Annotated in this window: 11 protein-coding genes and 1 tRNA gene; 8 read left to right on the top strand and 4 right to left on the bottom strand. The window is 57.3% G+C overall.

From position 1 onward, the window contains the following. Window positions 1-46 precede the first annotated feature (46 nt). From INHI_RS0116300 to INHI_RS0116265, 8 genes are all read left to right on the top strand, one after another. Window positions 47-122, top strand: a tRNA-Thr gene (locus INHI_RS0116300). Between the two features lie 145 nt (window positions 123-267). Then, window positions 268-1,884, top strand: coding sequence for a GMC family oxidoreductase (locus tag INHI_RS0116295; RefSeq protein ID WP_027248300.1), 1,617 nt, complete (start codon window positions 268-270; stop codon window positions 1,882-1,884). Window positions 1,885-1,909: 25 nt separating this feature from the next. Then, on the top strand, window positions 1,910-3,529 hold the full coding sequence (locus tag INHI_RS0116290; RefSeq protein WP_027248299.1) for a long-chain-fatty-acid--CoA ligase: 1,620 nt from the start codon (window positions 1,910-1,912) through the stop codon (window positions 3,527-3,529). Window positions 3,530-3,719: 190 nt separating this feature from the next. After that, a complete protein-coding gene (locus INHI_RS0116285) occupies window positions 3,720-4,556 on the top strand; it encodes a flagellar motor protein MotB (RefSeq protein WP_014881572.1) in 837 nt (278 codons plus the stop codon). Window positions 4,557-4,658: 102 nt separating this feature from the next. Continuing rightward, complete coding sequence (locus INHI_RS0116280; protein ID WP_014876440.1) at window positions 4,659-5,981, top strand: flagellar hook protein FlgE; 1,323 nt, start codon at window positions 4,659-4,661, stop codon at window positions 5,979-5,981. A 48-nt stretch (window positions 5,982-6,029) separates the two neighbouring features. Next, a complete protein-coding gene (gene flgK, locus INHI_RS0116275) occupies window positions 6,030-7,478 on the top strand; it encodes a flagellar hook-associated protein FlgK (protein ID WP_014881574.1) in 1,449 nt (482 codons plus the stop codon). A gap of 3 nt (window positions 7,479-7,481) precedes the next feature. Continuing rightward, window positions 7,482-8,489: a flagellin gene (locus INHI_RS0116270; protein WP_027248297.1), complete on the top strand. Its 1,008-nt coding sequence runs from the start codon at window positions 7,482-7,484 to the stop codon at window positions 8,487-8,489. Next, complete coding sequence (locus INHI_RS0116265; protein ID WP_027248296.1) at window positions 8,486-9,589, top strand: flagellar basal body P-ring protein FlgI; 1,104 nt, start codon at window positions 8,486-8,488, stop codon at window positions 9,587-9,589. Before INHI_RS0116270 ends, INHI_RS0116265 begins: the two co-directional genes overlap by 4 nt. Before the next feature lie 432 nt (window positions 9,590-10,021). On the opposite strand, the gene fliP is transcribed toward INHI_RS0116265, so the two are convergent. The 4 genes from fliP to fliF are packed head-to-tail and all read right to left on the bottom strand — an operon-like array spanning window position 10,022 to window position 13,332. Next, window positions 10,022-10,765 (bottom strand): flagellar type III secretion system pore protein FliP, encoded by a 744-nt coding sequence (gene fliP, locus INHI_RS0116260; protein WP_027248295.1) that lies wholly within the window; start codon window positions 10,763-10,765, stop codon window positions 10,022-10,024. Beyond that, window positions 10,762-11,058 carry a FliM/FliN family flagellar motor switch protein gene (locus tag INHI_RS0116255; protein WP_014876445.1) on the bottom strand — a complete coding sequence of 99 codons (297 nt, stop codon included), beginning with the start codon at window positions 11,056-11,058 and terminating at the stop codon, window positions 10,762-10,764. Before INHI_RS0116255 ends, fliP begins: the two co-directional genes overlap by 4 nt. After that, window positions 11,051-11,647, bottom strand: a complete 597-nt coding sequence (locus INHI_RS0116250; protein ID WP_014881577.1) for a FliH/SctL family protein — start codon at window positions 11,645-11,647, stop codon at window positions 11,051-11,053. Before INHI_RS0116250 ends, INHI_RS0116255 begins: the two co-directional genes overlap by 8 nt. Next, window positions 11,647-13,332, bottom strand: a complete 1,686-nt coding sequence (fliF, locus tag INHI_RS0116245) for a flagellar basal-body MS-ring/collar protein FliF (protein WP_014876447.1) — start codon at window positions 13,330-13,332, stop codon at window positions 11,647-11,649. The genes INHI_RS0116250 and fliF overlap by 1 nt, the downstream gene beginning before the upstream one ends. Between the last annotated feature and the right edge of the window lie 27 nt (window positions 13,333-13,359).

Raw genomic sequence — 13,359 nt, 5'->3', positions numbered from 1 at the left:
TTAGAGCGCGCCGCACAGACTTTTGCGGGTCTAACCTGCACGGGTCGCCGCTGTAGCTCAGATGGTAGAGCACGTCATTCGTAATGATGGGGTCGGGGGTTCGAGTCCCTTCAGCGGCACCAGTTTTCCTTTTTCAAGACCGACCTTTGTCCACCCGCTCCGCGTGCGCGATGACGTACCGTCAGAGTGGACAGTTCTAACAAAAGCGGCGCTGATCTGTCGGCAGCCGGGGAGAGCTGCTGGTACGGTAGATGCGGGGAGGTCGTGATGGAGGCGGACTATGTGATCGTTGGCGGTGGCTCAGCGGGGTCAACGCTGGCGTCCCGACTGAGCGAAGATCCCGATGTGACGGTTTGCCTGCTGGAGGCGGGCGGGCGCGGTGATGGTTTGTTGGTCCGAGCCCCGGCCGCGGTTGTCGCCATGCTGCCCGGACGGCCAAAGATCAACAATTGGGCCTATGAGACGGTGCCACAGCCGGGCCTGAACGGGCGGCGGGGCTATCAGCCACGTGGCAAGGGGTTGGGTGGATCCAGCGCGATCAACGCGATGCTCTATATTCGCGGCCATTCCAAAGACTATGACGAGTGGGCGGCGTTGGGATGTGAGGGGTGGGATTGGCAATCGGTACTGCCCTATTTCCGAAAATCTGAAAACAACGAATGTGGTGATGATGCATTGCACGGCGCGGCTGGTCCGCTTCAGGTCAGCAATCAGAAATCGCCGCGCCCGATCACAGACGCCTTCGTGAAGGCCGGGCAGTCCCTGCAAATCCGGCACCGTGAGGATTTCAACTCCGGCGATAACGAAGGCATCGGCCACTATCAGGTGACGCAGTTTCACCGGGATGATCGCAATGGCGAGCGGTGCTCGGCTGCAGCGGCCTATCTACATCCGGTCATGGACCGCCCAAATCTTAGGGTGATCACCCGCGCGCAGGCGTCCTCTGTTGCGTTCGAGGGCAAGCGGGCAGTTGGGGTGCACTATAGTCAGGGTGGTCGCGCGCTTATGGTGCGCGCGCGCCGCGAAGTGATCCTGAGCGGTGGGGCGTTCAATTCACCCCAGCTGCTGCAACTGTCTGGTGTTGGCCGTCCCGACGACATATGCCCGCATGGGATCGATATGGTGCACGAGCTGCCGGGAGTTGGCCAGAATCTGCAGGATCATCTCGATTTTACGCTGGCCTATAAGTCACGGGATCGGGACAATTTTGGCATCTCCTTGCCCGGCAGTGTTTCGCTGCTGCGCCATATCTGGAACTGGCGCAAGACCGGTCGCGGCATGATCGCCACGCCCTTTGCCGAAGGGGCAGCGTTTCTGAAAACCGACCCCAATAAGAAGCGGGCTGATGTACAGCTGCATTTCGTCATCTCAATTGTCGACGACCACGCGCGCAAGCTGCACATGGGGCATGGGTTCAGCTGTCATATCTGTGTGCTTAGGCCGAAGTCTCGCGGCTCTGTTGGCCTCAACAGTGCTGATCCCAAGGCCGCCCCCCGAATTGATCCGCAGTTCCTTGCCGATCCAGAGGATCTGGCCGTGCTGATCAAGGGTGTGCGCAAAACGCGGCAGATCATGGCGGCAGAGCCTCTGGCGGGCTATGTACACAGGGAACTGTTCATAAACGGTGAACCGGATGACGCGGCCTTGGAGCAGCATATTCGCGCGCGGGCGGATACGATTTATCATCCGGTTGGCACCTGTAAGATGGGCACCGATCCGTTGTCGGTGGTCGATCCTTCGCTTCGGGTGCACGGGCTGCAGGGGCTACGTGTGGTTGACGCGTCGGTCATGCCCCGGCTGATTGGCGGGAATACCAACGCACCCACCATTATGATCGCGGAAAAAGCCGCAGATATTATACGCGGCGCTTGGGCCCGCAGCTGACATTTCAATTTCGGAGAAGACGACGATGCTTGGCAAGATGATGCACAAACAGCTGACTATAGGCTCGCTGATAGAACACGCGGGGCGTTTTCACAGCTCAACGACGGTCACCTCGGTTGAAACGTCGGGTGAAACCGAGCATGTGACCTGGGGTGACATCGATGCAAATGCCCGCAAACTGGCAGCGGCATTGGGACGCCTGGGTATCGCTCAGGGCGCCCGTTGCGGCACCATCGCCTGGAACAACCGCCGTCACCTTGAGATCTACTTCGGAGTGTCAGGTGGCGGTTATGTTTGTCATACAATCAACCCGCGCCTGAAGCCGGAACAGCTCATCTACATCATCAACCATGCCGAAGATCAGGTGCTGTTCATTGACACCACCTTTGTTCCGGCCGTAGCGCAACTGCGTGCGCAGTTCACCACTGTGCAGCATATCGTCGTGATGGGACCGAGGGATGCCGATATCGCAGCGCAGATTGAGGGCGTGCTGTTTTACGATGATGTGCTGGATGCGGAGGCCGCGGGTTATGACTGGCCCGATTTGGATGAAAATCTGCCCTCTAGCCTGTGCTACACTTCAGGTACCACCGGTAACCCCAAAGGCGTTGAATACACCCACCGGACCAGCGTGCTGCATACGATTGGTGGTAATCAACCCGATGGTCTGGCGCTGCGGGCGCGGGATACGGTACTGGCGGTGGTGCCGATGTTTCACGTGAATGCCTGGGGCACGCCGTATATGACCGCAGCTGTCGGGGCAAAGCTGGTACTGCCGGGTCCACATCTTGATGGGGTGAGCTTGGCTAGACTGATTGACGCGGAAAAAGTGACCGTGGCGCTGGGTGTCCCGACCATCTGGATGGGTTTGCTGCAGGGGCTGGAGGAAACCGGCTGCACTGCCGAAAGCCTTGAACGTACCATTGTGGGTGGGTCTGCCCTGCCAACAGTCATGATACCCACCTTCCGCGACAAATATGGCGTCGATCTGGTGCATGCCTGGGGCATGACGGAGACAAGCCCGATTGGAACGCTGAACCAGCTGTTGCAGAAGCATAATGAGTTGGATGCCGAAGCCCAGGCCAAGCTGCGCGAAGGGCAGGGGCGACCAATGTATGGCATCGATCTTCGTATCGTAGACGATAGCGGCGCGGTTTTGCCTCATGATGGCGAGACGCAAGGTAACCTGCAGATCTGCGGGCATTGGGTGATCGACAGTTATTTCCGCGCCGGAGAAACTGCACTGACGGATGATGGGTGGTTTGATACCGGCGACGTCGCCACAGTCGATGATGACGGCTATATGATCATTCGCGACCGCTCCAAGGATATTATCAAGTCCGGGGGGGAATGGATCTCCACTGTGGAGCTGGAAGATATCGCCATGTCGCACCCCAATATCGCTCAGGCGGCGGCAATTGCGGCGAAACATCCCAAATGGGACGAACGCCCTGTGGTGATTGCTGTGAAACGGTCCGGCGATGTGACCGAGGATGATCTGTTGGCGCATTATCAGGGCAAGGTTGCCAGCTGGCAGATTCCCGACCGTGTGATTTTTGTCGAATCTCTGCCATTGGGTGGCACCGGCAAGGTACAGAAAAATACGCTCCGGGAAAGATACGAAGAGATCCTACTGGACTCCTGATATCCCGTACCGCCATCGAGTATTAGGCCCGGTGGCGGTGTCCATCCCTTTTTGACGGGGCGCATATATTGCAGGTTATGAGCCCGGCTGGGGCTCGCCGGGCATCATAACTGCCGGCAAATTTATCTGTTAAGGGCCGCTTAAGACCCCGCCTGATATCCCGGTAGTGGGTGAAAATAGGTGGTGGATTATGAGCGCACAAGGAAATGTGGCGCCCATTATCATCAAGAAGAAAAAGTCAGGTGGTGGCGATGGCCACCACGGTGGAGCCTGGAAGGTCGCCTATGCGGACTTCGTGACGGCTATGATGGCGTTCTTCATGTTGATGTGGCTGCTCAATGCAACGACTGAGAAACAGAGAAAAGGGCTGGCGGATTACTTCTCGCCATCCATTCCGCTGAGCCGGGTTTCGGGCGGCGGCAACGGGGCCTTCAACGGGGACAGTATGTTCACCGAGGAGATCAAGCCCCAGAACGGGACCGGAGCGTCCGACATCAGCCCGGCCGATGCACAGCAGGCCAAGGGAGATTCCGGTGTCGAACAGGACAAGGACCGTGAGGCCGCAGACGAACAGTTCCGTGCCTTGGAAGAACAGCTGAAGGGGCGTGGTGGCGAAAGCATGGTCTCAATCGAGATGGCTCAGCATATCATCACACGCGTCACGGATGAGGGTTTGGTTGTCGAGCTTTTCGATACCGAGGAGTCACCGCTGTTCAAAGAAGGAACCGCGGAACCGACGTTGCTGTTCCGGGATATTGTGAAGATGGTGTCACGTGTCACAGGGGTTGTTGAAAACAACATCGCCATTGGCGGGCATATCAGATCTCATGCGGTCGTTGTGGCTAATAATCCGGTCTGGGAACTCTCCCATGCGCGGGCGGATGCCACCCGTGTGATGCTCGAATCAGGTGGCACTAGGTCCAAGCGGATGCACCGTGTGACCGGTCATGCAGATCGCAAACTGACGGATAGCAACCCGATGTCAGCGCGAAACAACCGGGTCGAAATCATCCTTCTGCGGAAATAAGCGCGGGTACGCCGGAAATGGGCGGCCAACAGATCAGACAATTTTATCTGTTAGCCGCCCGTTAATGGGCAATCGGCTAGCTGTTGCATCAAGAAAGATTCGATGCAGCAGAAAGGCGTATCCATGACGATTTCTTCCTCGCTTAATGCCGGCGTTGCCGGGCTTACCGCGAATGCCAGCCGACTGGCCTCCATTTCCGACAATATCGCAAACTCCTCGACCGCCGGCTACAAGCGGGTTCAGACGGATTTCCACTCGATGGTCATGAGCTCATCTGGCGGCACCTATTCGGCCGGCGGTGTGCGGACGACCAATGTGCGTTTGATTGATGAGCGAGGGCCGCTGGTGTCGACCAGCAATGCAACCGATCTGGCGGTGCGGGGCCGTGGTATGCTGCCTGTCACCTCGATGAACGAGGTTGAGACGGGGGCCGCCAACCCGCAGATGATGCTGACAACCACGGCATCTTTCAGAACCAATGCTGATGGTTTGCTCGCCACTGAATCCGGTCTGGTCCTGATGGGCTGGCCTGCGCAATCTGATGGCACAATTCCACCCTATGCGCGTGATACATCTGACGCTCTGGAGCCGGTGCGGTTCAATGTGAACAAACTGTCGGGGGAGCCGACAACCGAGATGTCGCTGGGTGTGAACCTGCCCGCGACAGCGACGGAATCCACCGCGGCAGGCACCAGTGAGAACCTTTCGATCGAGTATTACGACAATCTGGGTAAATCCGAGAGCCTGCAGATCGAATTCGTGCCCACCGTTCCGGCAACGGGCGAGTCGAACGAATGGACCATGATTATTACCGACACCGCGACCGGTTCGACCCCGATCGGGGAATACACATTGACCTTCGACGATAACCGGACGTCCGGGGGGGCGCTGAACGCTGTGGCCGCCACCACAGGTGGCGCATATGACGCTGCAACAGGATCCATCATCGTCCCTGTCGCGGGTGGCCCCATGGAAATCAACATCGGAATGATCGGTGATGACAATGGATTGACCCAATTGTCGGATACCTTTGCCCCTGCCTCGATTTCCAAGGACGGGGCTCCGGTAGGCAACTTCACTGGCGTGGAGATTGATGAGGCCGGCTATGTGCATGCCAACTATGACACCGGTGTCAGCCGCGTGGTCTATCAGGTACCGCTGGTCGATCTGCCGAACCCGAATGGCATGATCGCCATGGACCGGCAGACCTACATGCCGTCGAGCGAGAGCGGCTCCTACTTCCTTTGGAATGCTGGTGAAGGTCCGACAGGCGATATCCTCGGGTATGCCCGCGAGGAATCCGCAACAGATGTGGCGGGCGAGTTGACCAATATGATTCAGACCCAGCGAGCCTATTCGTCTAACGCAAAAGTCATTCAGACCGTGGATGAGATGTTGCAGGAAACCACCAACATCAAGCGCTGATAGGCGCTCTTCCCTCTGATTTACATTCGCGCAAAGGCTGGATGACCCATGTCCATTACAAGTGCTCTCAATTCCGCAATGACCGGGCTGACGGCGGCTGGTCGCTCGACGTCGGTCGTCTCCGAAAACCTGTCGAATGTCCTGACCCCGGGGTATTCTCGCCGGAGCCTCGCGCTTACCAGTGCCGGGGATGGGTTCAGCGGGGTCAAGGTCGGTCACGTGCAGCGGATCAACGATCCGGCCCTGCAATCCAGCGTGCGATCTGCCAATTCGGAGGTCGGCGTTGCCGAGGTGAAATCCGCTTTTTTTGGTCGCATGACCGAATTGGTTGGCAGCGCAGACGACCCCTATTCAATCACGCAGCGGCTAACGGATTTCGACTCCGGTCTGATTGAGGTGATTTCGCGACCCGATTCCGGACCGCGGCTGAATGATCTCGCGATTCAGGCAGAAGAGTTGGTGCGGTCGATTGCAGATGCCGCAGAGGGGCTACGCAATCAACGCACGGCTGCCGACAGGGCAATTGATGTGCAGGTGGACACGGTCAATCAGTCGTTGGAAAAACTTCAAAAACTGAATGCAAAAATTGCGATCAGTCAATCAACAGGGTCCGATTCGGCGTCTCTGCTAGATCAACGAGATCTGCTGATTGATGAGGTGAACAAGATCATTCCGGTCAAGGTAGTCAATCGTGACAGAGGCCAGGTTGCTCTGTTCTCCGAAGGGGGCGCTGTGCTTCTGGATGGCCAGGCAGCAGAGCTGAGCTTTGACGGTAAAGCCGATACATTGCCTTACATGACGTTGGGCAACGGTTTGCTGTCCGGGTTGCAGATCAATGGTATCGATGTCGCGACAGGGCCCGGCGGGCCTGTCCGTGGCGGCACGCTTGCCGCACAGTTCGAGGTCCGCGATGTACTCACCGTCGAGGCGCAGGAAGATCTGGACGCTATGGCAAAGGATCTTATCGAACGCTTTCAAGACCCTGCTCTGGATCCGACCTTAACGGCAACGGATCCTGGCATCTTCACCGATCAGGGGGCATTTTTTGATCCGGCCAATACTGTCGGTATCGCCAACCGTATCGAGCTGAATGACAAAATTGCCATGCAGGGACAGGCAGAAACCTGGCGGCTGCGCGATGGTCTGAATGCAGCCTCGCCCGGCAACGCCGGGGATGCGACGCTGCTGCGTGGATATGCGGATGCACTGGACGCCAAGCGCACGGTGTCATCCGTTGGTCTGGGGACGGCAAATCTGGATGCCAGCACGCTGAGCGCGAACCTGTTATCTCGGTTTGCACAGAGTGAAAACTCTGCAGAACAGAACGTCGCCTTTGCAGCGGCAACCTATACCGAAATGTACCAGCGCGAGTTGGCGCAGGGTGTCGATAGCGATGCTGAACTGCAGAACCTTATCGTGATTGAAAAAGTCTATCAGGCCAACGCCAGGATGATCTCCGTGGTCGATGAGCTGATGGAAACGCTTCTAAGGATTTAACGCATGATTATGAATTCCTATGGGGATATGGCTCAACACCTGTTCCTTCGCAATCGGTCGGTTGGTCTGAAGAACGATATCTCGACCCTGACGCAGGAGTTGAGCACTGGAAAAACCTCGCAGTTGACGCAGAAACTGGGGGGGGATCTGACATATCTCTCCGATGTGGAGCGTAACTTGGATCGTCTCAAATCCTTTCAGGTTGCAAACACTGAGGCGGCTCTGTTTGCGTCGTCCATGCAGAACAATATCGAGTTGATCTCTGACAATGTGGTCAAACTTACCGGCGATATTTTCGCTGTAACGACGTCCCCGAATGATGAAACATCGCAGCAATTGTCGAACCAGGCAGAAGTGTACCTGACCGAAGCTATCCGCTCCCTGAATGGCGAAGCCGCAGGTCGCAGCCTGTTTTCCGGAAAAGATACCGAAGCCCAACCTCTCGCCGATCTCAACACTTTGATGTCCTCATTGGTGACAGAGGTTACCCCCTTCACCACCGCACCTGATATTGTACAGGCCGTCAAAGACTGGTTCGCTGATCCGCTGGGATTTGATACGGTGATGTATCAGGGTGCGTCGGACCTGATGGATCCGGTGAAAATCGGCCCGACCGAAGAGGTCACTGTCTCTTTGAAGGCCAATGACGACGCGTTTAAGCAGACGCTGCAGAGCCTTGCCATTGCAACTTTGGTCAATGACCCAGGACTTAGCCTCACCTCAGATGTGAAGTTCGAGATGTTGCGCAGCACCGGAGTTGAGCTGCGCGAAAGCCAGGTCCAGTTGATCCAGATGCAGTCGGATCTTGGTTTTGTGGAGGGTCGCATTGAGCAGACCGCGACACGCAATGGCGCCGCCCAGACCAGCCTCAGCCTGGTATTCAACGAGCTTGTTCAGGCTGATCCCTATGAAACATCCACTCGTCTGGATGAGGCGCAGTTCCAACTGGAAAGCCTGTTCACCGTCACCGCACGGACATCGCAGCTGTCGCTGATGAGGTTCCTGTCATGATGCGGTTCATCCGGATTCTTCTTGCTGTAATGCTGCTGCCTGCGATGGCTCAGGCCAATGCGATCAGACTGAAAGATCTGGTTGAGTTCGACGGCGTACGCGGCAACGATCTCGTCGGCTATGGTCTGGTCGTAGGGTTGAACGGGACAGGCGACGGTCTGCGAAACTCCCCCTTCACCGAAGAGATCATGTCGAACATTCTGGAGCGGCTGGGCGTTAATGTGACCGGCGAACAGTTTCGGCCAAAGAACGTTGCTGCGGTATTCGTCACCGCGACTCTGCCGCCGTTTGCTCGTGTAGGCGGCACTGTTGATGTGACAGTGTCCGCGATCGGCGATTCAAAGAGCCTGCTGGGTGGGACGCTGGTCATGACACCGTTGAATGCCGCAGATGGCCAGATCTATGCGGTCGCCCAAGGTACCATTCTGGCAGGCGGTGCCGTCGCGGAGGGGGAGGGCGCCTCTGTCACACAAGGGGTTCCCACTGCTGGTGTCATCCCTTCTGGTGCGCGGGTCGAGCGTGAGATCGACTTCGATCTGTCCTCGCTCTCGTCCATGCGTCTTGCGTTGCGAGAGCCTGATTTCACCACCGCTGGCCGGATCGAACGCGCGATCAACGCGGAATTTGGGCGTAATGTGGCTCTGATGCGTGATTCCGGGACGGTTGAGATCGATGTGCAGCGCACGAATACCCGCTCCACCGCTCATGCTGTCGGGCGGATCGAGAATATTCTGGTCGAACCTCAGCGCAAGGCGCGTGTGGTTGTCGATCAACGCTCTGGTACCATTGTGATGGGCAGCGATGTGCGTATCTCACGGGTTGCTGTCGCACAGGGAAATCTGACCCTGCGGATTGAGGAAACGCCGCTGGTTGTTCAGCCTAATCCATTTGCCGATGGCGAAACGGTGATTGTGCCGCGCACTGGCGCTGCGATCGAAGAGGAAGAGGGCATTCAGCTGGCAGAGGTCCCGGAAACCACCTCTTTGTCTGAAGTGGTTGCAGGTCTTAATGCGCTGGGCGTGTCACCGCGGGATATGATCGATATCCTCAAGAGCCTGAAGGCGGCCGGTGCGCTGCATGCCGAATTCGTGGTGAGATAGAACGTCAGTACAGAACTGCACGCAGGCGGATGAGCCCCTGGAACCACTGTGTTCCGGGGGCTTTTGCTTAGGCAATAGGCCGCCAATTTTACCCGTTGCTAGCTACCTTTGACCTGGCCGGATTCATGACACCGGATGAGCTGAACGACCGGCCTAAGGGCATGTGTCGGCCTGGATCCTGACCCTCTTGTCAGACTTGAGCACGGTCAGTGCGCTGGATGTAATTTACACTATCCGACAGATGTTCCGACACTCATATGGCATCTCAGTGGAAGTATGATCTATCGTCTGACACAGCGTCGCCGCGTGTGGGGTTGAATAGATTTGGGTTGAGACCTGCCGAGATCACGTCTGTCCCGCCAATGCAAAACGCCCCGGTCACTGTTGTGACCGGGGCGTTTTGCAGGGTGCTTCCTGCAAGAGGTTGTGTTTTCAGGGAAAGTAGCTGCGGACCAAGGCGCTTGCGATAAGGCTCCAGCCGTCCGCGACCACAAAAAACGCAAGTTTGAAAGGCATGGACACAACCGCCGGCGGGACCATCATCATCCCCATCGACATCAGCACGGCCGCGACCACCAGATCGATTACCAAGAACGGCAGGAAGACCAAAAAGCCAACCTGAAAGGCACGGGCAATTTCCGACAGCATAAAGCTCGACACCAAGGTCGACAAAGGGGCATCAGCGGTCGGGTCTATGCCTGCAGTGGTAGGTCGCAGATCTGCAATCGCATAGAAGGTATCGGGATCAAGACGCGCGGCCATGAATACCCGAAACGGCTGCAACGCGCGCTCCAGCCCGGTTTCTACATCCAGTTGCTCCTCAATCAGCGGATTGATTCCGGTGGTCCAGGCTTCGGTAAAGACCGGTTCCATGACGAAATAGGTGAGGAACAGCGCAAGGCTGATCATCAACATGTTCGGTGGCGCCTGCTGCAAACCAATGGCCTGCCGGAGAATCGACAATACGGTGACAAGAAACGGGAAGCATGTGATCATAATCAACAGCCCCGGGGCGAGGCTGAGGACGGTGATCAGCAGGATCAGCTGGATCGAGCGGGCAGAGATCGACTGTCCATCGCCCAAGGAAAGGCTGAGATCCTGCGCGCTCACAACATCCGGCAGGCCGACGGCCAGAATGGCCGCCAAAACGGCGGCAAGAAGGGCAGTGCGTGTCATCCCAGGCCGCTTTGCAAATCCGCGATTTCGGTCAGTCTTACGGCCAATTGACCAGCCTGCTCGCCTTCCATCTCCTCCAGCTGCCCTCTGGCGACAAGGCGGTCGCCAACATAGAGATCCACGGGATCTTCGACCCGTTTGTCGAGGGTCAGAATCGCGTTTTCGCCAAGGTTTACCAGATCACGGATCAGCGGTCGTGCCTTGCCGACAGAGACGACAACCTCAACTGGTACTGACACAAACGGGTTGCCTGCATCGCCAGATTTTCTGTTCATTTCAGCAGACTTATCCATATTTGCTGTCCTCTGTGATGTGGAAAGAGAAGGCCTCGATAGAGTCCTGAATAGAATCGATCAGGGCGGAGCTGTTGATTTCCCGCTCAATGCCGCCGACCTTGAGATAGGCCTGACCAGGAGACAGCACGACGTCCTCGCGGACCTGCACCGGCACAGTGAAACTTTTGGTCAGTAGCGCGCGCACGGTTGCACCTTCGCCCGGGGAGACAACAATATTGATAGCCTGATCGGCCTGACTCTTGGCCATGTCCGTCAGCTGATCGACGATGTGATGGCCGAAACTGGCAGCCATGGCATCTGGCAGGACTGCGCTGGTCAGAACCTTGAACATCGGATCCAACGATTCGAGCAGTTGCGTCTGTGCCTCATGGAAGGTGAAGCTGAGATCTTCAAGCGAGTTGGCCAGTTCTGAAGAGACATGTGTGCTCTCCTTATCCTTGGCCGTTACCGCATCATCCCAACCTGCGCTGTATCCTTTCTCATAGGATTCCAGACGCTTTTCCTCCAGTACTTCTTCGCTCACCTCGGCGACTGGCACCGCCGGTGTGTCCATGGCAAAATCTTCAAGAAGATGGGCAATCGTCATCAGGCTCTCTCCTCATTTTCTTCCAGCCAGCCGCGCAGGATCTGCACGGTTTCTTCCTGGCGTTCGCCAATCATCGAGCGGAGACGATCAACGGGATTGTCGCCACCGCCGCCAAGGGCCGGCAGTCCACCCATATCTCCCATTCCGCCCATGTCACCCATGCCCATACCGGTGCCCATACCCATGCCACCCATGGGTTCAAACTGACCGGTTTCATTGTTCTCAATCTCGCCATCCAGTGCGAGATCCGCGCCGAGATTGGGATTGGCCATGAAACCACCGCCACCCAGTGCTGGCAGCTCGTCCATGGCATCGCCACCCGGTGCGCCAAGTGCAGGCACGCTCGCCTGGTTCGACAGGATGGGACGAATAACAAAGAGGCCGAGGATCAGAGTGACAAGCGCCAGGGCAGCCATCTGGATCAACGACATCGCATCCAGATAGATGTTGTCGAAGATGGAGGCGCTGACCACGGTGCCCTGTGGCTCCACCGTAGGCATTTCCATAGATTTCAGCGTTATGACGTCTCCACGTTCTTCACTGAAACCGACCGCAGCAGAGATCAGTTCACGGAGTGCGCCGAGCTCTTCTTCTGAGCGGGGTTCCATCACCGTTTCGCCGGTTGCTGTGGTTATTGGCACACCATTCAGCAGAACCGCGACAGTCAGACGTTTGATTGCGCCAGGGCCACGAAGGATCTCTTTTTCGGTCTCAGATATTTCGTAGTTCACCCGTTCACGGGTGGCACTGGTACTGGCTTTGGATCCATCGCCCGAGGCGGCATCACCATCCGGAATATTGGAGGCAACGGTCACCTCACCCGATTGATTTTGTGACGAATCGGCGCGTTCTTCCACGTCGGTGCTGATGGCGACGCGGCTTTCGGGATCAATGCGTTTCTCGCGAATAGATTCGGTGTCGGTCACGGTTTCGACGCTGACCTCGACCACAGCATTGCCGTGACCAACGCGCGCTTCGACCAAACGCATGACCCGTTCGCGAATCGATTGCGAGCGATCATCGGTTCCGGCGCCGACAGCGGCAGCGGCCTCGGGTGAGCCGATCAGCGCACCATTGGCATCAATCACCGCCACGTTTTCCACCGCCAAGCCAGTCACGGCTGAAGAGATCAGAAAGCGAATCGCATTGGCCTGTGCGGGCGTGATGGGCGAACCCATCGGCACAACCGACACAGAGGCAGTCGGTTCAGCCGTGCGCTGAAACGGGTTTGATCCGGTATTTGCGATATGGACCCGGGCCTGGGTCACATGCGGGCTGGCCACGATGGTACGGGCCAGTTCCCCTTCCTTTGCACGCCAGTAGGCGGCATCAAACATTTGCGATGTGGTCCCGAACCCGCTCAGCGAATCAAGCAGTTCGTAACCGCGTCCGCCGTTCGCAGGCAGGCCTTCGCTTGCCAGCGTCATGCGTAGTTCGTCGCGTGCCGTAGCTGGAACATAAATTGATCCGCCACGCACTTCGTATTCGGTGCCGCGCTGTTCCAGCGCGCGCACTACATCCCCAGCCGAGCCGCTTTCCAGCCCGGCATATAGTAATTGCATCGTGGGCGTATTCGCCACACGGGACATCGCCAGGACGCTGAGAATCACGATCACCGTGGCCCCCACGGCAATCAGGCGCTTTCGCGTGTCCAAACCTGCCCAGACATTCTTGATCTGCTGCACATTAACCTCCGTAGCACCGGCATTCTG

Origin of the sequence: Phaeobacter inhibens DSM 16374 (assembly GCF_000473105.1) — a bacterium.
Lineage (GTDB): Bacteria > Pseudomonadota > Alphaproteobacteria > Rhodobacterales > Rhodobacteraceae > Phaeobacter > Phaeobacter inhibens.
Note: the sequence above shows the minus strand (reverse complement) of the source record. Positions and strands in the feature narration are given on the sequence as shown.